The 22,728-nt window shown below is 60.3% G+C and carries 19 protein-coding genes and 1 pseudogene; 8 read left to right on the top strand and 12 right to left on the bottom strand.

Annotated features, from left to right (window positions below; all coding sequences use genetic code 11):
• Window positions 1-74: 74 nt before the first annotated feature.
• Complete coding sequence (locus tag RFN30_RS28050; protein ID WP_320265306.1) at window positions 75-1,175, bottom strand: hypothetical protein; 1,101 nt, start codon at window positions 1,173-1,175, stop codon at window positions 75-77.
• A gap of 245 nt (window positions 1,176-1,420) precedes the next feature.
• Complete coding sequence (locus RFN30_RS28045; protein WP_320265318.1) at window positions 1,421-2,350, bottom strand: trypco2 family protein; 930 nt, start codon at window positions 2,348-2,350, stop codon at window positions 1,421-1,423.
• Window positions 2,351-2,668: 318 nt separating this feature from the next.
• Here RFN30_RS28045 and RFN30_RS28040 point away from each other — a divergent pair, with 318 nt between their 5' ends.
• On the top strand, window positions 2,669-3,127 hold the full coding sequence (locus tag RFN30_RS28040; RefSeq protein WP_320265305.1) for a Ros/MucR family transcriptional regulator: 459 nt from the start codon (window positions 2,669-2,671) through the stop codon (window positions 3,125-3,127).
• 75 nt (window positions 3,128-3,202) lie between these two features.
• On the opposite strand, the gene RFN30_RS28035 is transcribed toward RFN30_RS28040, so the two are convergent.
• Entirely contained in the window at window positions 3,203-4,204 is a 1,002-nt protein-coding gene (locus RFN30_RS28035; RefSeq protein WP_320265304.1) for an SGNH/GDSL hydrolase family protein, read from the bottom strand.
• 42 nt (window positions 4,205-4,246) lie between these two features.
• Complete coding sequence (locus RFN30_RS28030) at window positions 4,247-5,344, bottom strand: hypothetical protein (protein ID WP_320265303.1); 1,098 nt, start codon at window positions 5,342-5,344, stop codon at window positions 4,247-4,249.
• 523 nt (window positions 5,345-5,867) lie between these two features.
• On the opposite strand from RFN30_RS28030, the gene RFN30_RS28025 reads away from it, so the two are divergent.
• The 6 genes from RFN30_RS28025 to RFN30_RS28000 all read left to right on the top strand — a co-directional run bounded on the left by RFN30_RS28025 (window position 5,868) and on the right by RFN30_RS28000 (window position 9,945).
• Window positions 5,868-6,701 carry a hypothetical protein gene (locus RFN30_RS28025; RefSeq protein WP_320265302.1) on the top strand — a complete coding sequence of 278 codons (834 nt, stop codon included), beginning with the start codon at window positions 5,868-5,870 and terminating at the stop codon, window positions 6,699-6,701.
• A 282-nt stretch (window positions 6,702-6,983) separates the two neighbouring features.
• Window positions 6,984-7,136, top strand: a complete 153-nt coding sequence (gene yhhA / locus RFN30_RS28020; protein ID WP_320265301.1) for a YhhA family cyclophane-containing RiPP — start codon at window positions 6,984-6,986, stop codon at window positions 7,134-7,136.
• Window positions 7,133-8,281 carry a cyclophane-forming radical SAM/SPASM peptide maturase YhhB gene (yhhB, locus tag RFN30_RS28015; RefSeq protein WP_320265300.1) on the top strand — a complete coding sequence of 383 codons (1,149 nt, stop codon included), beginning with the start codon at window positions 7,133-7,135 and terminating at the stop codon, window positions 8,279-8,281. The genes yhhA (RFN30_RS28020) and yhhB overlap by 4 nt, the downstream gene beginning before the upstream one ends.
• Window positions 8,278-8,475 (top strand): YhhA family cyclophane-containing RiPP, encoded by a 198-nt coding sequence (gene yhhA / locus RFN30_RS28010; RefSeq protein ID WP_320265299.1) that lies wholly within the window; start codon window positions 8,278-8,280, stop codon window positions 8,473-8,475. Before yhhB ends, yhhA (RFN30_RS28010) begins: the two co-directional genes overlap by 4 nt.
• A gap of 11 nt (window positions 8,476-8,486) precedes the next feature.
• Window positions 8,487-9,095 carry a cyclophane-containing peptide 2OG-Fe(II) oxygenase YhhC gene (gene yhhC / locus RFN30_RS28005; protein ID WP_320265298.1) on the top strand — a complete coding sequence of 203 codons (609 nt, stop codon included), beginning with the start codon at window positions 8,487-8,489 and terminating at the stop codon, window positions 9,093-9,095.
• Window positions 9,073-9,945, top strand: coding sequence for an aKG-HExxH-type peptide beta-hydroxylase (locus RFN30_RS28000; protein WP_320265297.1), 873 nt, complete (start codon window positions 9,073-9,075; stop codon window positions 9,943-9,945). Before yhhC ends, RFN30_RS28000 begins: the two co-directional genes overlap by 23 nt.
• Here the strand turns inward: RFN30_RS28000 and RFN30_RS27995 are convergent.
• Both RFN30_RS27995 and RFN30_RS27990 read right to left on the bottom strand, forming a co-directional pair.
• A complete protein-coding gene (locus RFN30_RS27995) occupies window positions 9,919-10,692 on the bottom strand; it encodes an HNH endonuclease family protein (protein ID WP_320265296.1) in 774 nt (257 codons plus the stop codon). The two genes, RFN30_RS28000 and RFN30_RS27995, sit on opposite strands and share 27 nt — an antisense overlap.
• Window positions 10,689-12,062 carry an AAA family ATPase gene (locus RFN30_RS27990; protein WP_320265295.1) on the bottom strand — a complete coding sequence of 458 codons (1,374 nt, stop codon included), beginning with the start codon at window positions 12,060-12,062 and terminating at the stop codon, window positions 10,689-10,691. The genes RFN30_RS27995 and RFN30_RS27990 overlap by 4 nt, the downstream gene beginning before the upstream one ends.
• Before the next feature lie 586 nt (window positions 12,063-12,648).
• Here RFN30_RS27990 and RFN30_RS27985 point away from each other — a divergent pair.
• Window positions 12,649-13,917 (top strand): phospholipase D-like domain-containing protein, encoded by a 1,269-nt coding sequence (locus RFN30_RS27985; RefSeq protein WP_320265294.1) that lies wholly within the window; start codon window positions 12,649-12,651, stop codon window positions 13,915-13,917.
• Here the strand turns inward: RFN30_RS27985 and RFN30_RS32340 are convergent, their stop codons facing one another.
• The 6 genes and pseudogenes from RFN30_RS32340 to RFN30_RS27960 form a co-directional block, all read right to left on the bottom strand.
• Entirely contained in the window at window positions 13,918-15,123 is a 1,206-nt protein-coding gene (locus RFN30_RS32340) for a PIN domain-containing protein (protein ID WP_347349921.1), read from the bottom strand.
• A 968-nt stretch (window positions 15,124-16,091) separates the two neighbouring features.
• Window positions 16,092-17,963, bottom strand: coding sequence for a hypothetical protein (locus tag RFN30_RS32335; RefSeq protein ID WP_347349920.1), 1,872 nt, complete (start codon window positions 17,961-17,963; stop codon window positions 16,092-16,094).
• 8 nt (window positions 17,964-17,971) lie between these two features.
• Window positions 17,972-18,662 (bottom strand): annotated as a pseudogene (gene scpB / locus RFN30_RS27975) (SMC-Scp complex subunit ScpB).
• A gap of 4 nt (window positions 18,663-18,666) precedes the next feature.
• Entirely contained in the window at window positions 18,667-19,620 is a 954-nt protein-coding gene (locus tag RFN30_RS27970; protein WP_320265292.1) for a DUF1403 family protein, read from the bottom strand.
• A gap of 163 nt (window positions 19,621-19,783) precedes the next feature.
• Window positions 19,784-21,751 carry a relaxase/mobilization nuclease RlxS gene (gene rlxS / locus RFN30_RS27965; RefSeq protein WP_320265291.1) on the bottom strand — a complete coding sequence of 656 codons (1,968 nt, stop codon included), beginning with the start codon at window positions 21,749-21,751 and terminating at the stop codon, window positions 19,784-19,786.
• Between the two features lie 398 nt (window positions 21,752-22,149).
• Entirely contained in the window at window positions 22,150-22,479 is a 330-nt protein-coding gene (locus tag RFN30_RS27960; protein WP_320265290.1) for a hypothetical protein, read from the bottom strand.
• Window positions 22,480-22,728: the final 249 nt, after the last annotated feature.

The raw sequence follows: 22,728 nt of genomic DNA, 5'->3' as shown, positions 1-22,728 counted from the left end.
GCGCTGATTTGGTTGGGCCTCGCCGGGTGGCGGGGGCCCATCGTCCTGGACCTCCGCCAACGCCGATTTGCGGTCTAAGCAGCCATGGCCTCAGCCATTGCGTTGACCACCGATGAAAACGCCGCCGGCCTTTCGACCGCCGACTTGAGAGAATCCTGCCAACCTGGATTTGAATTCGCCCACGTCAACATCCTCGAGGCGCTGATGCCTCGGTGGCGCGCAAGGTAGCGCGAGGAAATCTTGGCCGGAATCGCGGCCTTCAAGAAGTCGGCGTTCTTCGGCTCGACTGTTACAAAGAGCGTGACCAGCTTGGCGAAAACCTCGACCTCGCCTTCGTCCGCGAGTTGGGACATCAGGTCCAGGACCGGGCCAGACGCGGTGGTATAGGCATCCGACCCCAGTTGGCAGATCGCGTCGGCAATGCGCAGTGCATTCCGTACGCCGATGCCGGCAAGTGCGTCGCGCAACAGGTTGACCGTTTCCAGATCAATTCCTCCGGACCACATCCTTATCTTGCCAGCCCGGCTGTCGGAGACCCGTCGCGTGACAGCAATGGGATCGGGAGAGTTCACCCTGACAACGCCCCGCCCGATCTCGACGATTCCTGCCGCGATAAGCCCCTCGAGTTCGACCGGATATCTCGGATGGGCGAGTTCGGCTCGAAACAAGGTTTCCGGGGCGCCCTCAATGACGAAGGCAAGGGTGTCAGGCTCCAGCAGTGGAACCGGTCGATCCTCTCCGTGCGTGTTGAGAAGCAGCCCCAGGACCATGCTCTCGCGCAATTGCTGACCCGCGCCCGAACCTTTGCGCAAGAGATACGTGCGAGCGCGGTGGATGGTGGCCGTGGCAAGCAGGTACGGGAAGGTGTCGCGATACCAGCGCGGTGGCGTTTGGCGATCGAGAGCCGGCTCGTCCGGTTCACCGTCAAGCCATGCGCTGACGGGGCTAGCGCACGGTTCGGGCAACGCCGCCATGAGACGCTTGCGAAACAGCAACGGACCCACTGGCGTGGGGCTGCTCTCGAGTTGCCCTTCGAGATGGTTCCAGTCGCGAAATCCGCCGGCAATGGCGATCACGGACTGGCATTTGTTCAACGGGAAAACAAAGCCGCTCTCATCTAAACGCCGCTTGATTTCCTTGGCGCATTTCTTGGCGCCCTTGACTGTGGAAAACATGGACTCGTCCTTCATCTCGGCCTGGTCGAGACGCGCTGCTCGTCTCTGCGGCCGGAATGAGGATGCGGTCGCTAGAGGTTTAAACTCGTTGGACGACGGTCCTTCGCCAAGGCAGCGGCCACGCCGACGATGACGGCGTTGGCGCAAGAATGACCCCGGCCGGGAATAATTGCAAGTGCGATCCTTTGGGAGTCGGCTTCCGCCGCGCCGGATGAGAGTGAGCGCTACAAATCGCGAGGCCCCGGCTATTCCGTTGGATGCGGAACGTCGAGACAGCCCAGGCCACGCTTCGTTCTGCAAGTCCCGTCGGATTTCTGAGCTGGCGCTTCAGCTTTCTTGGCTTCGGCGTTTTTCGGCGTGACCGATTTGTCCTCTTTTCCCTTCGGCAGCGCTGGCAAGACGGCGCTGGCACTGGCGGGCTTGGGTTTAGAGCGCTTCACTTTTGGAGATCCACCTGGTGGGCCGTAGGTGACGCCGTCCACTTCAACGGTCGGATACTTTACTTTGTCGCTTGGCGGTTGAAGCGTAATCTGGATTGTCTGCACATCGTTTCGCGACTGCATGGCCGAGACGTCGCCACCAAGGAACACGAAGTCGAAGGTGGCGCCGGCATTGCCGGATTTGACCACCCCGAAATTGGCCTTCAACTGCAGGGACTCGACGACGCCATAGGGGCTGTATCGCGCTTGGACATTGAGCTGCTCGATGCTGCGCGACAACCATTTTTCGAAGCCGAGTCCAGCGCGGACGCGCGCCGGGACAGCGTCGCAGACCGCCGTGTCCTTGTAATGCAACCCTAGTGTTCCGTCGATGGTCGTGGTGATCGTGTTGGTCCTGGCAAGGGACGCGCCGACCTTTGGAAGGATACTGCCGGCACCGCCTGAAAACGCGAACACGAAAGGCCCAGCCTTCTCGGCACTCAAGTTTCCACCAATCGAGGACGTATCGACAACTTGAAAAATGTACTCAATCGCAGCGACATTGCCCTCAAGACGAGGATAGCCGCTGGCCTTTTCATGTTGCAACGATAGCGCCAACGCACATTTTACAGCGCCGGTGATATCGGAAATCGCCACGAGCTGCTTGTCAACTTGATAGGTTGTTGTCTGTGCTCCAGATACGCAGCCACCCAAAAGCACTGCGCATGATGCCAGCGCAATCCCCTTCTTCACCATCACGATGTCCCCCAGCAGGCCAGCTTAAGACTGCGAGCCTATTATTGTTCCCTATAGTAACAACCGAAATATTAGCTGCTACTACATCTTATCAACTTGCGACCGCGCCTGCAACGGCCAACCGCCGACCCTATTCACACCGCGAACAAAAATTCGCTGGATCAGTCATTAGGCCAGTTGTGCCAACAACCGATCACTTATAACGATCCAATTACGCGAAACCGTGGGCCGGACAGGACCAATGCCCTTGCTGGCTACGGTTGAACCTGTCCTTAGTCATCGAAAACGGAAGCGCCAGCGCGCAGATCGGAAGCAAACATGTCTGAGTCTGAGATTTCAGCGAAGCACGAGAGCGCTGACTTGCTGGCTTTGACGGCCGATATCGTTGCAGCCTATGTGCAGAACAATCCGACACCTGCTGCAAGCCTGCCTGATTTGATCGCCAGCGTGAACCTGGCTTTGAAGGGGATCGAGCAGCCGGTGGTGCCGCCCGAACCCGAATTGGTGCCAGCGGTCAATCCGAAGCGGTCCGTTTTTCCGGACTACATCGTTTGCCTCCAAGACGGCAGGAAGTTCAAATCTCTCAAGCGGCACCTGGGCGTTCACTTTGGACTTACGCCAGAGGAATATCGGGCAAGATGGAACCTTGCCAGCGACTACCCGATGGTCGCGCCCAACTATGCCGCTCAGCGATCGGCCTTGGCAAAAGCATCGGGGCTTGGTCGAAAGGCTGCCGCCGTACCCGCCAAGAAGCCGGCCGCAAGAAGAAGGTCGTAGGTCGGCAGCGTATGGGGCGCGAGCGCCTGAATCCCTCGCAATAGCGCGACGTTTGCGTTGGACGAATCCGATATCTCACCTGCCACCGGCCGCCTTGGCTTTTCCCTTGTGCGACTTGCTTTTGGCCGTGGCAGCAACCTTCGCGACGTCCGCGGATGCTGAGACCAATTCCAGTGCCGCCTCAGGTGACAGCTGAGCCATGGCCAGAGCAGTCGCGAATTTCTGAGCGATCATTTTGAACCCGGTCGGGTCCGGATGCAGCTCGTTTGCCCAATGGGCGCCATTGAGCGTGCCTTGCGTCGGTACGACGTGAAATTTGTTCGCCTGGTCGGCGGCCAGACCGTCGAGCACGGCCTTGAACTGAACCAGGGCATCATGAACGATCACCTTGCCGGGACCTGCGGGCCAATTGCAGAAATCCAGGGACGGTTTCAGCCATGGCCCGTATCCGCACGGCGCGCCAACGCCGTTGAGGGTCGGGAAATCATAGCAATGGGCATAGATCGGCACGCCCGGCGCATGCCGGTCGCGCAAGGAAAACAGAGCGAGATAGCTCGACTTTATAATAGCAAGAACGCCAGCAAATCGCTGGGCGTTCAAGCCAATGGCTGTCCCATCGTTGTAATCGAGGAAAATGCAGAAGTTGTTGCCGGCGACATCATTGCCGCCCGCCGACACAATGATGGCGTCCGGCTTGCCATTGGGCCAGTTGGACTTGTCTATCAGCAATTGCAGAATACGCTCCTGCTTCGGCAAGCTCATCTCGTCGGTCGAAGCATCGCCGCGGTGCGCGGTCGAGTAGATGATGGGAGAAGGGCTGCAGATCGCCTGCAGCTGGACCTTGACGTCAGAGGGACCCGATAACGGGTTGTTGCCTTCGATCGGGTAGTCGAACCACGAGTCGCCGATAGCCAGCAGGTGTTTCTGCTCCAGATGAAAATCGGCCTCGAGCGTCGTCGCAGCCTCCTTCGCCGCCCGATAGCGCATGGACTGTTTGCGCTGGGCATCGTTCCACGCGGCGAGTTCGCGATCGATTTGCGCCTGTAGCTGGGCATGAACGTCGGGTTCGAGCGCCATGAAATCCTCCACAGGTTGACAATCAGGATCGGCAGGCAGCCGCTATCGTGCGTCGGTGAAACGACCGGGCGACGCATCAGTTGGTGACGAGAGGGTTGCCTTGCTCGTCGAAATGACCACGAGGCCGTCCGTCTCCTCATCCGACGTCACGATCTCGTCGAGCCTCGCAGCTTGATCGGTGACGGAGGTCGTAAGAAGCGAATGGCTTGCGTAGCGGAGGAAGTAGTCGACAGGGGTCTTGCCGCCCTTGCCGGAAGCAAATCGCAAATGCGGCGCAAAACTCTCCTGGTTGTCGGCGATCCACATCTGGTCGCTGTCGACCCGCTTGACGACCAGGAATATGTGATCGGCGCCGGCCGTCTTCTTGTCATCGTCACGGCAGACCCCGACGTCGCCTGCCTGCTGATTGCCGACGCTGACTTTCGGCCAACCATTTTGCTGCAGGTATTGCGCCAATGCGCCGGCGCCAAAGATGATCTTGGCAGGACCAAATCCGGCGGATTGCAGGAAGAGGCTGAGCGTGCAGGCGCAGGCGTTGTGGCTTGTCGGCTTGCCATAGATCTGCACCATCGCCTGGCGTGCCTTGGCCCGGATCTCCTGGCATGAATCGGCGTCGGACCCGAGATCGATCAGTTTCTGGACCGTGCCACCTGCGCTCATCGCGCTCGCGACCATGTGCTGCGTTGCGGCGCCGCCGGTCTGCGTTCCAACGCGCCACCCTTCATGAACCTTGATGGCGCCTGCCAGCTCGTCGAGCTGGGCTGCGGACAAGGAGCTCACGATCGTGCTCGGCAAAACTTTGACGGCGGCGGTCACCGCAGCGATGTAGGCTTCGGTATCGTTGTTGTCGCCCGGCGGCGCGTAACGATAGAAGGCGTCGCGGATGGAAAGGTTCTTGTAAGAGCCGCCCGTGAAGAGCGCGACGATCGCCGCCGAGCCGGTTTGTTCGTCCGGGAAGATACCGAATTTGCCATCGTCGCCGATGGAGCCATGCGCCTCGGAAAACGATCCTCGGGCGATATTGCCCGGATTGTTGTTACGCCAGGACCGACTGCCATCCTTCCTTGTGACTTCCGCGCTGGACTGATCGCGGTAAGTGATTTCCTTCTTTCCCGAAACCCACGCAACTACAAACGTCATGGAACCCCCCATTTGTATGCTCAGGTTTCTTTAGACAGGCATACAATTGAAGTGGACCGCAAATGGAAGCTGGATTTCAGCCAATCAAATCTTTGTGATCTAAATTAGCCAATCAGCATTGAAGCGGCGATTTTGAGGTTGTGGCGCATGCGCGCCAATTGGTTAACGCCTTGGCGGTCGTCAGCAACTTTTCCTGGACAACAGATTGCACTGCTCTTCTGCTAAGAGCAGCTGGGAGCGTCTTTAACGAAATCTAGGCATGGGCCGGTTGATCGACGTTTCCTTCACCTCCCGACATTTGGCGGGGGGCCTCAATCTCGCTTGCAAACTGCGAATGGAGGAGCGCTTCACCATCACCGAACAGGTTGACCTCCCTCAAGGCCGTCCATTGCCCTCAATCATGCTCTAGCGGTTAAACGGAGAGGAACTGTTTGGCGCGGCCTCCGCCTGGTTTGCCTTGTAGTGATCGATCATGCAGACTCATCCGGCACCGAGGAACAGTTACTCGATTCGGATGGCCCAGATGGACACCGCGCCTGGTCGACCCAACAGCAATCTTTCCGATTTCTTTGGTCGCCATCTCTTGGCGATTTGTGTAACGTATAGACTTCGGAATTCGTCCGAAGATCAATCTCCGTTGTTTGCCGCCTATAATGGAACCCTGATCGAAATCTCGGGAGCCACATGCTTCCTGACTGCGGGCCATGTGCTGGCCGACCTCCAGGAAAAGCTTGAAGACGACAGGATCGAGATCATCGATGTCGTTCTCGCCGACACGTTCTCGCAGGACCAGGTAAGCGACAAGCCCGTTCCATTCGATGTCAGGAACGAGCGCTTCTACATCGTGGATGACAAACAACAAGGGCTCGACTTCGGAGCCATACCTTTACGCCCTTACTACACCAACCTTCTGGCACTGAACGGCACGATTGCGCTCGACGAGAAGCAATGGATTCACCAGCATGAAGTGCTGTTTGACGGCTACGCGATGCTTGGTCTGCCACAGCAACTAACCTCGCCTGCCGTTGATTCCTCCGGGACTGCATCTGTTTCCCCCTCCCTGTTTTGGGTGATGCGTCACGAAAACCCGCCTGAAGGAACGCCCCAGACAACATATCCGCGCTTCGTTGCCCAACTCGGGAATGATCTTCCGGTCACCGACATAAAAGGCATGAGCGGGGGGCCGATTTTCGGCTTTCGGATCGAGGGCGAGAATGCCGTTCGTTACTGGGTCGTCGCGTTGCAAAGCAGCTGGCTGCCGACAAGCCGGATCATCTTCGGATGCCCCCTGCCCACCATGGCCCCCCTCCTTAAAGACCTCATGACCAATGGGGAACCATCAGCAGCCGTGCGCTAGAGCGAACAAGCCGTCAATTGACGTATACCGACCTTATTGTAAGCTATTATTTTTGATATATTTTCAGTTTTTGATCATTTATTCTACGATTGACTTAATATAACCCTATTATTTATAATGAGAGATCCAGAAACATTTCCATTATGCCTCCTTTGATCAGTCGAACTTGCGGATTTGCCGATAATTTCTGGACAGTTCGCCGATTTCTTATTATGGGCAATCGGTATCGCTTCTTGGTCGGAGTTGTGCTATCGTGGCCGTTAAAGCTCGAAGGAGACTCTCATGGAAACAAAACAGATCGAAACGAAATCCGCCCCGATCGAACTCGAGGTCAACAGCGCTGCGCTGAAGCGCCTGATGGAAGAGGTAGCGGCCGACGACAAGGTTTTTTGCGCGACTCACTACAATCGCACTCATAATCGGCACAACCGGTGAACCAGCCAGCCACGACCGGCAGGCGGCTTGATACGATCCTGCTGAAAGTCGCAAGTCGTTGCAACATGGATTGCTCCTACTGCTATGTCTACCATATGGGCGACGAGGGCTGGCGCGAGCAGCCAAAGCTGATGTCGCCTGCCGTGGTCGAGAGCGTGGCAGCCTCCCTTCGGACCCAGCTCGAACGGCAAGGGGATCCCTTCAACATCGTATTGCACGGCGGCGAGCCGCTGATGCTCGGTGTAGAGCGGCTTTCGGACCTTTGCCGGACGCTCAGGAACGCCCTGTCCGCCTCGTGCGGAATTCACGTACAGACCAATGGCATCCTGCTGAGTGATCCGATCATAGACGTTCTGGTTGAATTCGGCGTCGGCGTCTCGGTCAGCATCGATGGACCTGCTGCCGTGCATGATCGCTTCCGCAAGGATCATCGGCAGCAGGCCACCCACGCTCGGGTCGTGGCCGGAATTGAAAGGCTGCAGCGCCGCGACGACGCACGGCCACTTTTCGCCGGCGTGCTCGCGGTCGTCGATCCGGCGAGCAAACCGTCCGAGGTCTACTCCTGCCTTAAAGAGACAGGAGCACCGGGCCTCGACTTCCTGGTTCGCGATGGCAACTGGGACTCGCTGCCCTTTGGAAAGGCCTCTGCCGATTCGACCGAGTATGGCGAATGGCTGTCAGGCCTGATGGCCGAGTACCTGGCTGATCCCGCGCCGCCGCGCGTGCGCATCCTCGATGACATGCTTCGCCTGCTGCTTGGCGGGAAGTCCTACAAGGAAGGCGTGGGAGAAACCGACTACGGTATTCTGGTGGTCGAACCTGACGGCCGCATATCCAAGAACGATACGCTCAAGGTCGCGCATGCGTCGGCCGACCGGTTCGAGCGGCCCTGGTCGATCCTGCGCGACGAATTGTCGGGCGTTCTGGCAAGCGCCTCGTTCGAGGACTACTGGCGCCAACAACGCCCGACCTCGAGCCTTTGCAAGATGTGCCCGGACCTGGCGATCTGCGGCGGAGGCATGGTGGCACACCGATGGAGCGCCAAACGCGGTTTCGACAATCCAACGGTGTTTTGTGCCGATCAGCGTCTTTTGATCGCCAACATGCGAAACGCTATCAGGCTCGCCGATGGTGACGCCGCATGACAAGGATCGACCCAATGCGCCAAGATGAAATGGCTGATGCGTCGCCGATCGTTACAGCCGAGTCGAAAGGCGAGGTCGGCCTGAGGGCCTTCAGCAGCGCCGCGCTGATGCGCCTCATTGAGGAGGTCCGCAACGACGAGGCGCCGCATGGCAGAGCCGCGTATGACCGGACCTATCACCGACACAATCGCTAGACATATCGCAAATGCAATCCATGCTCGACTTGATGCCGATCACGCTTCGTATTGTCGAACAGACAGACAAGCCATTTCCGTATTTCCTGGCGGAGCAGTTCGTTCCACCGCCACTTGAGAACGAACTTCTGCGCTGGCTCGAAAGCGAGGCGCCCTGGCGCCTGGTAGAGACCGACTTTTATGAGCAGTATGAGTTCAGCCTTTTCGAGGCTGACATGCCAGGGTCACTGGCGTGGCTCGTGTCACCGGAATGCCTGGCTCATTTGCGTGGGCTCGTCGAGACGACGTTGGGCTGCAGGCTGACTGACAAGACCGACCTGGTCGCTCACAAGCTGTTGGCCGGGCAGCGCATCGGCATCCACAACGACTATCTTGAAGGTCACGAGACGCATCGCCTCACGGTGCAGCTCAATCAAGGCCTTACCGATAACGATGGCGGCTTCTTCATGCTGTTCAACAGCTTTGACGCCAACGACGTCCACAAGATCCTGCGGCCGTTAAGCGGTTCAGCCGTCGGCTTTGAAATCAGCCAGGATTCTCATCACGCCGTCTCCCGGATGCATGGCGGGGAGCGATACACATTGGTCTATTCCTTTTATGCAGATCGACCGGCACACTGACGACTTTCTGACGCAGGCCCGGCGGCAAGGCGGCTCCGCCTTTTTTCCGGCGTTGGCGAGGCGTCTCGTAAGCGATTTCTGGTTGAGGGAAGGCCAGGTTCTCGACGCCTTTTCCTATGGCACGGCGCGATGGCTTACGGCCGATCCCCTTGCCGAGCGATTGGTGATACATCGGTTCGCGATTGGCGCAAGGTATGCGCACGCCGAGGCTCTGCCGGCGAACGTTCGTTCCCGGTACGAAGCCCTGGACCTCAGTTTCCGATCGGACAGTCCAACCTTTGATGAGTGCTCGCTGTTCACGGAAGCGCTGACCTGGCTCGATCGACAGCCGGGCCTTCTCGAAACAATCGCGCTCATGGTCCGTTCGGTTCATTATCTCGTCAGTCCCGGCCCAGGCTACGATATCAGCCATTCCGATCCGGACTTACCTTTTTCGATCTTCGTCTCCTTGCCGATTGCCGAAAACAACGCCGCCTTGCGCCTGGCCGAATCGATCTTGCACGAGGCAATGCATTTGCAGTTGACGCTTGTCGAGCAGGCAGTGCCGCTCATTCGCAACGCGCAGGCCACAGGTTTCTCTCCCTGGCAGCAGAAGGATCGCCCCGTCCGAGGTCTTATGCACGGCCTCTATGTCTTTCGCGCCATCGACGAATGGCTGGGCGCGGCCAGCGAAAGCGGACTCGGCTTCGACCAGCATCACTATGTTGCGAAGCGACGCGGCCAAATCGCGGAGGAGATCGCGATGGTTTCCGATCTTGGGTCGTCACCCGCTCTGACGGAACGGGGCCGTCATTTCGTCCAATGGCTGATCGACGGGCGCGGATCAGGGAACGCCAGTTCCATCGATTAAATCTGAAGCCATCGCGCTGTATCTCGCCTCCGGCAACTTGGCGCGATCCAGTTGTTCCCGGGCGCTTGTGACGAGCCTCTGTGCCTCTGCGTCTGCCGATAGCTCGAGCGTCTTGACGATGTCTTTAAGTGCAACCAGTCGCTGAACGATCCCCAGCCGCTCCTCAGACAGATCGTTGCGGTTGAGACCGACAACCCTGACGGTGGCGTCGCCGGCTTCGGTGACGCCGACTGCGACGTCTTGCCTGAATTTGATATGATCGCGCGGATTTGCAGGCCCCGAAGGATTGAGGAGAAGCGGCTCCTCGGCGGCGATGTCTTCCAGGTGATTGCGCGCCCGCGCATTCGGATTGCGAAGTGGGAAGAAATTCTTCTTGTGGCTGCGATTGCAGACCTGGCAGCAATAGAAGAGGTTGTCCCAGCTATAAGCCAACCAGTAATAACCGGGATAGACCCTGGGTCTCTTGACGGCTTGCTGGCTATATTTTTTTGGCCGATAGTGTTCGACGTCCGCCGCAGCGTGGGCCTCGAAAATTCCTTCACAAAAGCAGCATTTTTTCAGCTGGGCAGTTCTCAGAACGGCTTTGACGCTTTGGTGGCCGTAGATATTCGTCTCAATGTCGAAGCTGACCGAGCCGCTTTCATAGTCGGGCCGCCTTGCCAGGAAATCAGCGTTGTAGCCGGTTACCAGCGCAGCACCCTGCGCCAGCCTGGCGGGAGCAGCTTCAGGTTTCCTGATCAGGATCATGATGCGGTTTGCCGCGAAAGCCTGTCTGCGGCCTGTCGGATGATGTCCATCGCCTTCTGGTCGTCGCCTTCCGCAGTCGGCAGCCCGTGCGCAAACCTGTCAAGGGCGCTCAGTTCGGCTTTCTCGGTCGCGGACAAAACCTTCTTCTGAGACAGTTCCACCCTTCGGCTCATCGCGCGCTCAACGTCTGGTCCCCTTGCCGAACTCAGCCCGAAGAGTTCGCTGGTGATGATTTGGTCCAGCCTCCAAGTCTTAACCACGGCAGGATCGCTTACAATGGTCGCCTGGCCATCGATATCGCGAATAACCGCCAGGTTAGTATCCAGGGCATCCTGGGCCATCAGCGGGCTGTGCGCGGTCGCTATGAACTGCACCGCCGGGAAATGCTTGGTCAGATGTTCCCGAATGGTTCGTTGCCACTGCGGGTGAAGATGAAGGTCGATTTCGTCGACGATAACGATGGCAGGTTCGAGCAACGGGTTCGGGCTCTCGGGATAGTGGTTGAGAAGCCGCCACGCGATATCGGACGTCCAGGCCATGACAGTTTGGTAGCCGAGACTTAGATCCGCTATGGGGACCGTGCCGAACGGCGTCTTGACCCAGACGCCGCCATTGTCGTCCTTCGACCCGGGCAGGCGGGGCCCGCGAATGTCAATGTCCTCAGGACTATCGATATACGGCAGTATCTCGGCAAGCAGCGCCTTGAGGCCTTTGAGTTTGTGGCTGGCGATCTTTTTGCGCGGTCCCTTCTCTTTCAGCTGAATATAATCGAGCCGATAGAGCGTCTCTTCTGTATCGAACAGTTCGGCCGCAGCGTCGAACAGGGACGCCGTCGAGCCAGCCTCCGACAGTTTTTCGAGATTTCCAACCCCCCGATGGCGACCAGCGCCGTAAGCGAGCACCAAAGGCTCAACCCTTGTCTCGCATTCGCCACCAGCCTCGACGTCGATGATACGTCCCTTTTTCCGACGAATTGTCATGTGCGTCGAGATCAACCGACGTTTTGCCCTGGCGGTGCCGCCGAAACGCGCTCCGGTTTCAAGTTCGGCTGTCAGTGAGGCGTCGGCGTCCGTGCCCGACCGCGCCAGCGCCTTCAGCACGGCGTTGTCCTCTTCCTGGGCGAGCTCGGGCTCGATAGGCCGCGGCATCTGCTCGGACGGTTCACCGTCAAGCTCGTTATATTGAGGCCGCATTCGGGTCAGGCATTGAAGAATGGTGGTTTTGCCGACGCCGTTGTCGCCAAGGATCAAAGTCCATTGGGCGGGGCGACCTTTGGGATCACGCAGGTCCAGCCGCTGCTGGCCAGCAAACGAGCGGATGTTTTCCAACTCCAGCATCGTGAAATAGATGGTTTTGCTGGTCGATTTCATCGTGCGGCAACCTGCTGTTCCTGCCCGTGGATTTGAAGGGCGACCCGTCCCTCTATACTAGACGCAAGAACCTTCCGTCACGGGGTCATCAGTGCAATTTCGATGCCCGGGCTTCGCCGGCAACTTTCGGCACTGCTCAAGCCGTGTAGATGATACGAAGCGACCAGGGCAGTGCGTCTCGTATAGGTCCAAGCGCAAGACTTGTCATAGCAGTGCCATCGGCATTTCGGATTGCACGAGTGGCTCGGGATAGACGGGATCTTTTTGACATTCCGGCTGCTCACCTCTGCGCGCACACCAATTGCCGGTCAGTTTTGCCAAACTGAGAGGATACGAAACGCCAACCATTGTGCTCCCATGTCAATCCACTGGGATCTAGACCACAGCCTTGGCAACTGTGTACCGGTTCGTGGAATCGTGATCCGTTTCTGGAGCGTTTATCTACGCTGCGTTTGAGACAAAAACCCGAACATAGGATTGAGGTCTTGGCTGCAATGATGGCTATCAGCGGTCGTCATCCGTGCCCTTTTCCAGCAGACCGCCTCGGGTCGAGAAATTTTGAGTGAGCAGATGGAACGGAGGGGGCATGAGCCGAATCTACTCGAATGGCACCGCAAAGGATTTCGTGTTCAATCCGTTCTCGAAGCTTGTCGCGGGCTCAAGCGCGCTCCACCTGGCAGCGCCCTATTTTACCGAAGCCACGCCCATCCTGGAGGCCGCGAAGGCAGGCAAGAAGGTTCAGTTGCTTGTCGGTCTCAATCAGGCCACTAGCCCGGAAGCCTTGCAGTCGCTGTTCGGCATCCCAAGTCTGGCCATCCGCTATCTGACGCGACGATTCCACGCCAAGATCTTCGTGTTCGACAAGGCCGCACTCCTCGGCTCGTCGAACCTTACCGACGGCGGCTTGCGTGCCAACCGCGAAGGCGTCATCTGCCTGGACCGTGAGGAGGACGCGGACGCTATCGAAGAGATCCGTGCGCTTTTTGTCGAACTCTGGGAGGCCGCCCAGGTTCTGACCCAAGCCAAGCTCGTTTCCTTTGCCGCCGCCTGCCACGACCTGCGCAAGCGAACGCCGAACGACGAGCGCGAGATCGAGGACGCCGTTGGGCGGGCCGAGCCGCCCAACATCCATGTTGGCAGTCTCGGCCAGCCCAAGGAACGTGTCTTCCTCGAGACGCTTCGGCGTGAGGTTTACGAGCAATATCGTCCAGCCTTCCTTGAGGTGGCAGGCATCCTTGAGCAGAACAAGCTGCGCCGCCCCGAGCTAGCCGGGGTCGGTCTGATGAACGAGGCCAACCGATTCCTGAATTATGTCCGGCTCTCGCATGTCATCGGCGACGAGGCTTGGCAAACGGCGCCGCTTCGCAATGCCGACGACCGCAAGGCGCTGATCCTTTCACTTGCTCACGAATGGGTCCAGGCCGCGGACAGCCGGGTCCCTGAGGTCTATGAGCAGTGGCTGGAAACAGTCGGCGAAACATTTGGCACGCCCGAAGCGATCGAGGCTGCCAGCAAGGACCAGATCACCACAGGTTTGATGTCACTGCATGCCTTTGTCGAGCAGCTGCGCTTCGTCAAGGGCGGCCAGCAGAACCTGCCCGCTGCATTCTGGGCCAGAAACGGTGAGCAGCTCGATCATGTAAAGCTTTCGCTAACCTATTTTACGCACGGGCCAGGCGATTTTATCGAGCGACTCCATGACATCCTCTACCACCCTTCGCGCAGGATCGCCCTGTTTGGCTATTTTTCGGCGCTCGAGCTCTATGGCACGATCAAGCCTCAGGAATGCCCACCGATGAACGGGCGCATGGCGAAGGCGCTTCGCTTCCTCGGCTTCGACGTGAAAGGCGCCTGATCAAGGTCGTTGCGCCGGCTGTCCAACGGCTTGTCGATGACTACGGGGGACGGCTCGTCCCTTTAGCGGCCAGTTGCTTGTGACAAGGGCCATCCTGGAGCGCGCGACCGAGGCGATGACCCGGTTGCGGGCGCGCGCTGCCCGAACGATATCTTGCGCGTGCCGCAGCGCGGCAAGATCAAGGAAATGATGGACCACCCAACGCTCGACATAGGCTTGCAAGGCGACCAGATCCGTGTTGGCAATCAAGGCTAGTGTCAGGGCCCAGTCCTCGGTGCGAAACCGCAAAAGCTTCTCAAGCAGGATCCCGGTCGCGCGCATCACCTTGAGGCTGGGCGTTTGGGCGTCCTGCCAGGCCCGGTTCAAGAACAACAGCGCTACCTTGGCATGCGAGCGTATTTCAGCATTGCTTGTGCCGACATAATCGGCAAGCGCCGCGAAATCGGCGAGGTCATCGCTCTTGTCAGCCAGCCACGTCCGAAACAGCGTGTCGCCATCCAGCGACACGTGACTGTGCCTTCGCCAGGCAAGCTTGACCAAGGCCGCCGCATGGCGTTCTTCGTCAATCAGATGAGCCTGGCGCGCAAAGGTCAGCACCGATTGCAAGCAAACGCCCCTGGCGTTCGACCCCGCGGCCGCTTCCGCCATCTGACGGTAAAACATATCTTCCGAAAGAAGCACATAGCCGGTGGCGGCGAGGTCGGCGGCATCGAGCACATCCGTGCCGAAAGTATCGGTGAGCATGGCGGCCAGTTCGGAGGGCGCGTCTGGAGCCGCCGCTGGCAGGACGTCACAGGCTCTCTCGATCTTGGTCAGCTGTTCGGCAATGAACCTCTCGCGGGCCCGGACATCCTTGCGTGTCAGCATCTGCCGAACAAATTGCCCATTGTGCCAGGCAATTGTCATCGAGCGACCTTTTGCGCCGAGATCGTCGGGCGCGCGCAGGCTCTGCAGCTCGTCCATGGTCGAGCGCGGGACCGCCAGCTTGCCGCAAACCGCTCTGAGCACGTCGAGGATGTCCATAGTCGCCGCCGTCCAGGCCGTATAGGTGTCTAGGACGGCGCCGGCTGCCCGATGGTGAACAAGGACCTGCCTGGCAGTCTCCTGCTCGGGGACGTTGCCGATGCAGGTTTCGATGTCGTGACCGAGCGAGCGCACATAATCGGCAAAGCCGACGCTGTCGCGTCCAAGCCGTGCTGCCACCATCGCCATCGGCATATGCTGCAGCAGGTAGAGATCGGCGAGCTTGCGATTGCTTTCCGAGACCCGCCGCACGTCGTCCAGCGCCGGCTGAACATCATCCCCCTTCATGTGGATGGTGTAGAAGCCCTGGGCATCGGGAAACCGGGTTTGGAAGTTCGCCATCACATCATGGAGCGCATGGAGATATTTGTGCTTGATCTCCATCACCCGCCATGTGGTGTCGGGTCCGTAGGCGGCCTTGACAGTGAAGCTGTCACCCACGCGGCGACCCAGGGCTGCGGCGGCGATGGAGTGATCCACTTTGACGACCCCATCCGCTGGCCGGTCAGCGGTCTCGGTGATCAAAAATGCATAGGAGCGGCCGTGCTCGTCTTCAAGGCGAACCCACATGTCGGGACCGACGCTGCCCGGGCGCGGCGTGTGGCGGCCATCTGGGTCGAGCATCATCAAGCCAAAATAACGCAGCGCCGCCTCGGGATCGTTCATGGCAGCTTCCAGCACGTCGTAGCCGAAAGACAGCGCCTGCTTCGCCATGCCGGAGGCAAAGAGCTGTTGCGCCAGGAACATTTTTTGGCCGGGGCTGCCCTGGACGGCTGAAAGGTCGAGCTTCGCCAGTAGCGGTTTGATCTCCTCTTCCCGGTTGGCTCGGCGCAGCGTTGCAAAGAGCGCCAGATGGTTCGTCAGATCGGGGCTGACATCGATCGCGCGACGCAGGCAGCCCTCGGCCTGTTTCAGGGCGCCGCGATTGAAATGCAGCAACCCTTCCGCATGAAGGTAGAACGCGTTCTGTTTGACGGCCGCGGGAAGCCTGTCGAAAAAGCGGATGGCGCGCTGCCGGATCGGGCTGTCATTGACAAAGGCCCTGGCAAGCACCCGCAGCAGTTCGTGATCGTGATCTTCGGCCACATGGCCATCGAGCAGGTCGGCGACAATGCCCGCTTCGCCCCGATTGGAGGCGAGCCTTGCCACCATCAGCCGCGATGCGATGTGGCTGTCTTCGTCGATGCTCGACAAAGCCGCCCGGTACGCATTGTTTGCGACCTCTTCGAGTCCTTGCCTTGTCGCAAACTCCGCCACCAGCACGCTGGCGCGCGGATCGCCAGCCACCTCAAGCGCAATCGCTCCGAGCCGTTCTGGAAGGTCTGGCGGCGAGGCAAGTTTGAGCTCGGCCAGTTGCCCGGCTGTGGCGACCAGGACCTTTTCGACGGCTGGAACATGCGCGCCTCGCCAGTGCGCCACAGGCGCACGATCTCAGCCCAGTCGCTGCGCGCCACGTGATAGCGAAAATTCAGAACCGTTGCATCGGGGCCAGGTGCAAGGCGCGGGAGCGCCTGTTGGGCGAGCGCATCGTCATCGGCTTCAAGCGCCACAAAGGCGGCCCGGCTTGCAAGTGCTGCATCGTCCGGCAGAGCCGCCATGCCCTCGCGCGCGACCTTCAACGCGGCGGGCAGATCGTCAAGCGCGTGATAGGCAAGGATTAGATTGCAACACAGCGCGGCATCTTCTGGCCGCGGCGTCCCTTCCGATGCACGAACCTCGTTCCACTGCGCCTCCAACAACCCGGCCGCAGCAGTGATTTTTTCTAGCTGCGACGGCGAAAGCAGCTGGTCGCGCTGAAAAGCAGGGTCGCGCACGATTTCGTCGAGATCGGCTTCGGCGGCAAACTGGCGAACATGGCGATCGTCGGGATGAGCAAGCCTGGCTGCGCGCGCAACCTCCCACCACTGCGGCATTCGTCCGCGCTGGCGAAGCACGTCGATCCGTCCCACGGCAACGGCGACCGAGCCTTTGAGGCCCTCGGGGACAATATTGAGGGGATCCTCGATGGTCGGGTCAAAACGCGCGGCCTGGACCATGTAGCCGGCCAGGCCCTCATTCGTCGGATCGGCCGCCAGCTCTGCCCTGCCCCATTGCAAAAGTTCCGGCCCCTGGCCGCGCAACAAAAGCGACAAGGCTTTGTTCGCAATGGCCTTTGGTTCTGCCGGCGCGTGATCGAAGGCCTCCGACAGAAATCGTGCGGCGCCTTCCTCATTGCCGAGTGCCAACAGGCACGAGCCGATATTGGCCTTGATGCGAAACAGGATGCGTCCGGAGGCGGACGAGGCAACGCGCGCCAGCAATTGTTCCAGCAGGCCAGGTGCGGTGCGGGGTTTGCCGCTGTTGGCAAGGTCGCGAAAGGCATCGATATCGGCATCGAGCTGGGCTTCCAGGGCTTCGCTGCTCGCCGTTGCGTCGCCTGCACCGACATAACGTGACGTCTCGAAGCGAGCCAATTGGGTTTGGATCTGCGCCAGCCCAGTATCGAGACGGCCCTTGATATCGGACTGAACAAGCGCGATCTCCTCGACACCTTCCAACACCTTCTCGCTGAAGGCGCCATAGTCGGGATCGAATTGCTTCCTGGCCGCCGCGTCCTCGCTGATGCGTTCCTCAAGCGTGTTCCAGCCCCAGACATAGATCAGGATGGACCGGCCATTGGTCTTTTGCTCGACCGCGAGCTCCCGCGCCAGCTCCTGCAGGGTGACGTCGTCGGGAGAGGTGGTGATGATGAAGTACTCTTTGAGCGCGGGCTTGAAGGTCAGCGCCTTTTTCACCTCGTCGCGGACTTCGTCCTCGGTCAGGACCTGGCCGTCCCCTTTGAGCTTGCACTGGATTCCAACGGCGTGCGTGGGGTCGCCATTGCGAACGCCGAACAGGTCCACGCCATTTTGCCGCTGGCCACGCCGGCCGTTTCGCTGGATGTTGGGGTCGTCGAGCAGGCCGCGCCAGACCACGACGCTGGCGCGCTCGAAAGCCTGTTCGTCAGCGGGTTTCGGGATTTGGGTTGCGGCCAGAAGCGACACGTTTAGGCTCAGATCAGATCATCGTTGTCGAACAGCATTACATCTGACGCAGCCCCAATAGCGCTCGCTAGAAGTTTCTCCTTGCTGAGAAGGCCAGCATCCTCGAGCGCCTCGAAATCTGGCAGCTGCCGCAGCGTGTCGAGCCCGAACTGCGAGAGAAAAGTCTTGGTCGTCACATAGGTGTAGGGTGCGCCCGGCTGCGGGCTGCGCGGCCCCGAGGCGATGAGGTCCTGCGCGCGCAGGACGCCGATCAGGTCGCGCGACACTTCCTTGCCGAAGAAGGACGACAGCTCACCACGCGTGATCGGCTGGAAAATAGGCAATGCACATCAGCACGAGCGCCTCCGACTGCGACAGTTCTTTCGACCCGTCGGCGCCCTGCTGGCCGAAGGCGGCGTGGATGGCGTCGCCAAAGACCTTTTTGGTCCGGTGTTGCCAGCCGCCGGCGACCGACACCAGCTCATAAGGGCGGCCGGCGAGCTCGGCGCGGATGTCGTCGATGACCAGCTCGAGATTGCAGTTTTTTCCCACCACCCGCGCCAGCACCTCGCGCGGCACCGGTTCATTTGCCGCAAAGATCACCGCTTCGACCCGGCCCATCCATTCGCGCCAGCGCAGTTCCGGCGGCAGGTGCTCAAGCTCGGTGTCCAGCAGCGCCGGCTGATCGTTTGGCTTGCGGCGGACGGAGGCTTGGCTCATCGCGCTACAGCCCAAAAAGCCGGAAGCTGGTGCGGCCCGACAGCTCGCGCACGGCATCGAGGTGTTGCAGGCGTTCGAACAGCCGTCGCGCCGCAAAGCGCGACAGGTTCTTCGTCACAAGCGATCCGGCGACGGCATCTTCATTCAGGAGCAAAAAAATCACGTCGCCGGCGCCTTTGGCGCGCAGTTTTGGCGCCACCGCCAGGAGTCTTTCAGCGCGGCGCGCCAGTTCGCAGGCCAGCCGGCAGGCATCTGCTGCTGCATGAACCAGCGCAACGCAGACCGCGCGCTCAAAACCTTTTTCGTCGGGTCGGATGCGCTTGCCACCGGCCTCTGTGCGGAAGGCCGGGCCAAAAGCCTCCGCAATCAACAGCGGCAGCGGCAGGGGCCAGCGGAGGCTTTGCGCCAGCACCAGGTCGGCAAGCCACCAGGCCAAAAGCTCGGTGTCGGGCCGCATGGTGACGACGTGGGCGGCGATCGCCGCGGCGGCGAACGGCGCGGGCCGCTGGGATACCGCCAGCTTATCGATCTGCGTGCAGAGGTCGGCGAGCGCCGCGCTGTCCCAATGGAGCCCCAGCTGGTCGACGGTCTTTTCGAGCCGATCGGCGCTGACGGCGGGCGGGTGAATCGCCAGCTGCCGCCAGGCGCCAAACACGGCGCCGGCGGGACCGGGATCAGCGCCGGCGGGGCGCAGATACCAGGCGTCGCGCAAGGCGGCCGCATCCTCCACACGGCCGGCGAGCCGCATGCTGGCCGCGGCGCATTTGAGCGCCAGCCGCTGACGCCAGGCGCCGGACCAAGCAGGCTGCGCGCGGGCAAGCGTATCAAGCGAAGCCAGGGCGGCGCCGGCCTGGAAGGCGGCATCGGCGTCGCTAGACGCGATGTCGGCGGCGAGAGCCCAGCCCGGGACGGCCGGCGGCGCGGACGGATTGGCGGTCGCGGGATCGAGGCGAATCATGCTTTCGAGGGTAAAGGGGCGGTGCGCTTTGTGCTACAATTTTCGCATCAAAACGCACAGCCTGTCGGCGCAACAAAACGAATGATAATGTTGCCTCATCAGTCATTTAGCTCTGTGGCCAGACAACGTGCATCCTCCTCTCGACTGAGCAACGATTTGCGTGTCACGAAACACTCGGGCCGCTCCTTTTCAGCCCGATGGTCCAAGAAATCCCCTCTCTCCGTATGATCCCGGAAACCTCCTTTCCGACATGACGATCAAGCACGGGCCGCCACGGTACGAGGGTGAACTCGCGCGACTTTTCAATGACGGCATACTTCCCGCCGGCAAGGTCGACGGATCGACGAAGCGTGCCATCTATTCGGTCACCAGACTGAGCTTCGGCATAGGGCAGGCCAAGTTCGACTGACAGTTGGCCTGCGACGCGATTGAGCTCGCGCTGGCGCAGGATGGAAATCATGTTGGCGCGATAGACGATCCGGTCCTGCTCTTCGTGCGCGAGTCCTTGAGCAATGAGCCACTGCCGCCGTCGCGTTTGCGCCTCCCGCACCTCGCGGCCAAAGCCGGATTCGCGCAAGGCCGTCGGTTCATTCGAAACCAGTTCCCGATCGAGCCAGGTGGCGCCATCGAAGCCGACCTGCTTTTCCAGCGGCATCGGCGAGAGCGTGTCGATTACAACAGGCTCAGCCTTGGCACGCTGCCGCTCGTAGTCCGCGACGCGCTTGAGGTGATCCGGCGCGATCATCCAGGTTCCGTCCGACTGGCGCTCCGCGCCCCCAGTGGCTCGGCGTATCGCCTCCAGCCGCCGGACGTGCGTCTCGGCAAACCGTTCGCTTGCGGACGGATCATGCTTCAGATGAATATCGACGTTGTAGCGCCCGCCATTCGCCGCGGCGATGTCGGCGATCGTCCGGTCGATCTGTCTGGGCTCGGTGTTCCGAGGCGTGACGCGGACGATACAGCCGTCGGGCATCGGTTCGGTGGCCACCCCTTTGCCGATGTCGATGAAATGACTTCTGCCGTCAACACCGCCGACGATGAGGTAATGCCGGTCATTGATTTCGTCTGCCAACCCGCGCGCTATCACGCGGCCGACCACAGGCCCGGCATTTTGTCCCGCATCGTAGACAACACAATCGGCGGCACTGCGCACGAGTCCCTTGCTGGTCAGTTCGCGATGCATGGTCTTGATAATATCGCCGCGCTCGCCCAAGTGACGCAGCGTTGCTTCGAGCTCATCGTCCAGGCGCCAGCGGCCGGAGCCGATCTCCGCTGCAAGCCCCATGCGCTCGAGCTTGCGCAGCCGGCCTTGATGCAAGGTCTGGCGAAAAGCGTCGCGACCGTCCAGCGAGACAAATCCATCGCTGTCGCGCATTCGCAGCAGCTGGCGATCGATGCTGGTGAAGCGTTCTTGCTCCATCTCCTGGCGCAGGCGCTGCTCGATCTCGCGATCGGTGCGCGGGCCGAGGTCGAGGCTGACCAACTCGGCCGCCCGCTCGCGCAAACCAGAGGAGATGTAGTCGCGCGCAATGACAAGATTCTCGCCGCGGTGGTCCTTGCCGCGAAGGATGATGTGCGTATGCGGATGGCCGGTGTTGAAATGATCGACGGCGACCCAGTCGAGCTCCGTGCCGAGATCCTCTTCCATCTGGGCCATCAAGCGCCGGGTCAGCGATTTGAGATCCTCATACTCGATGCCGTCTTCGGCCGCGACGATGAACCGGAACTGATGCCGGTCGCCGTCCGCCCGATCGATGAAGTCCTTGCCATCGACCCGGTCGCTGTCAGGACCGTAGAGCTCGCTGGGCTCGCCTTGCCGGGTGACGCCGTCGCGCTGGAGATACCGCAGATGCGCACGCGCTCCGTCCGCACCCTTGCCGGCCAGCTTGACCACCCGCGCCTTGACCACAACCCGTCGCTGCCGGAAGGCGGCGTAGCGATCGCGTGACTTGAGCAGCGCGGCGGCCGCCCCTCCGCGCCCAACCCGACTTCCAATGAAATGACTGCCGCGCCGGGACTTGCCACCGGCTCGGTTGACAGCGGCCCTAAGCTGACCGGCAAACCGCTTCCCTGCCTTCGAGCTCCGCGACCCGATTTTGCCGAGCTTTGGCCTGAACTCGTCGTCTGTCATGCAAGCCTCTAAGGTAACTGCAGCAAAATCAGCGACTTGCACGCCGCAGCCTCCTGGTGCTGCTGGCTGCCTCCTGGAAAAATGATGTGCAGACAAAGACTTGACCGCCTCATGGAGGCGGTACCTTTATCTTGCCTTACCAATTAGACACCCCATCAACCTGCAATAATTCATCAATATCAATTGCTCAATTCCAACTCCATCGCAGTAAAGACGGCATGATTCATTTCAGTCGTACATAAGCCAAGCTCACGGCGGATTGTTGCCTCCGTCCATGCGCTACTTCGAGCTCGGCGCCTAACGGCGGGCAACGCGCCGCCGAGATGCGGCCGCGCGATCGGAATTCCGCGGTGGCGACATAGGACGAGAGGCGGCGGATGCCGTCTCTCGTCTCGACTTTAGTCGCGGTCCCGATCCTTAAGCTCCCGGATCACCGCCTTGACCTCATGGTCGCCGATCTTGGTGCGGCGTTGCGCGACCAGGATGCTGACGGCCGTCTCGTTCGCCTCGATCGCCCGGATCGCGTCCTCCATGTCGGCATATGGCCGCAGGTTTTCGATGGCGATGACGTCGCCGTTCTCGTCATAGCCGCCGTGGAGGTACATCGGCGCCCGATTCAGGCGCGAAAGCGCCCACTCGGCCTCATGGATGAGCAGGAAGCCCAGCTTGCGCTGCCGCCAATATTCTGCACTGCCGCCGTCGATGCTGACGATTTTGCGATGTGTCATGGAAATCTCCTTTCGTTCTCTGACGGAAGGTGCCCGCACCGGCGCATCGAGGGGTCAAGGATCGCTTTAGCGACCGCAAGGCGGCGTGCGGGGGAGCCGATTTGGTCGGCGGGCGCTTCAGCGTCCGGCGGCAAAATTGGGGGGACCGCTCGTCCTTGACGCCGCAGAGGCGGTGCCACAATGGGCAGTCAGAGAGAGATAACCCACGGCCCCGACCGGGGCCGTGTCCGTATCCGGCGACCAGCCGGT

It is taken from the genome of Mesorhizobium dulcispinae (genome assembly GCF_033977345.1).
GTDB classification, from domain to species: Bacteria; Pseudomonadota; Alphaproteobacteria; order Rhizobiales; family Rhizobiaceae; genus Mesorhizobium; species Mesorhizobium dulcispinae.
This window is presented reverse-complemented; position numbering and strand designations above follow the sequence as displayed.

Excerpts from the sequence above, each read along its gene's own strand:
- RFN30_RS32340 (WP_347349921.1), bottom strand. The coding sequence starts at position 15,123 with ATGGTGGCAGCACGGCTTGGACGCGACAGCGTCGGCTTTGCCGATTAT.
- RFN30_RS27985 (WP_320265294.1), top strand. The coding sequence starts at position 12,649 with ATGAGCCGAATCTACTCGAATGGCACCGCAAAGGATTTCGTGTTCAAT.
- rlxS (WP_320265291.1), bottom strand. The coding sequence starts at position 21,751 with ATGACAGACGACGAGTTCAGGCCAAAGCTCGGCAAAATCGGGTCGCGG.
- RFN30_RS28050 (WP_320265306.1), bottom strand. The coding sequence starts at position 1,175 with ATGTTTTCCACAGTCAAGGGCGCCAAGAAATGCGCCAAGGAAATCAAG.
- RFN30_RS27995 (WP_320265296.1), bottom strand. The coding sequence starts at position 10,692 with ATGATCCTGATCAGGAAACCTGAAGCTGCTCCCGCCAGGCTGGCGCAG.
- RFN30_RS28030 (WP_320265303.1), bottom strand. The coding sequence starts at position 5,344 with ATGACGTTTGTAGTTGCGTGGGTTTCGGGAAAGAAGGAAATCACTTAC.
- RFN30_RS28025 (WP_320265302.1), top strand. The coding sequence starts at position 5,868 with ATGGACACCGCGCCTGGTCGACCCAACAGCAATCTTTCCGATTTCTTT.
- RFN30_RS28045 (WP_320265318.1), bottom strand. The coding sequence starts at position 2,350 with ATGGTGAAGAAGGGGATTGCGCTGGCATCATGCGCAGTGCTTTTGGGT.
- RFN30_RS28040 (WP_320265305.1), top strand. The coding sequence starts at position 2,669 with ATGTCTGAGTCTGAGATTTCAGCGAAGCACGAGAGCGCTGACTTGCTG.
- yhhA (WP_320265301.1), top strand. The coding sequence starts at position 6,984 with ATGGAAACAAAACAGATCGAAACGAAATCCGCCCCGATCGAACTCGAG.
- RFN30_RS27970 (WP_320265292.1), bottom strand. The coding sequence starts at position 19,620 with ATGATTCGCCTCGATCCCGCGACCGCCAATCCGTCCGCGCCGCCGGCC.
- RFN30_RS28000 (WP_320265297.1), top strand. The coding sequence starts at position 9,073 with ATGCAGATCGACCGGCACACTGACGACTTTCTGACGCAGGCCCGGCGG.
- yhhC (WP_320265298.1), top strand. The coding sequence starts at position 8,487 with ATGCAATCCATGCTCGACTTGATGCCGATCACGCTTCGTATTGTCGAA.
- RFN30_RS28035 (WP_320265304.1), bottom strand. The coding sequence starts at position 4,204 with ATGGCGCTCGAACCCGACGTTCATGCCCAGCTACAGGCGCAAATCGAT.
- RFN30_RS27960 (WP_320265290.1), bottom strand. The coding sequence starts at position 22,479 with ATGACACATCGCAAAATCGTCAGCATCGACGGCGGCAGTGCAGAATAT.
- RFN30_RS27990 (WP_320265295.1), bottom strand. The coding sequence starts at position 12,062 with ATGAAATCGACCAGCAAAACCATCTATTTCACGATGCTGGAGTTGGAA.
- yhhA (WP_320265299.1), top strand. The coding sequence starts at position 8,278 with ATGACAAGGATCGACCCAATGCGCCAAGATGAAATGGCTGATGCGTCG.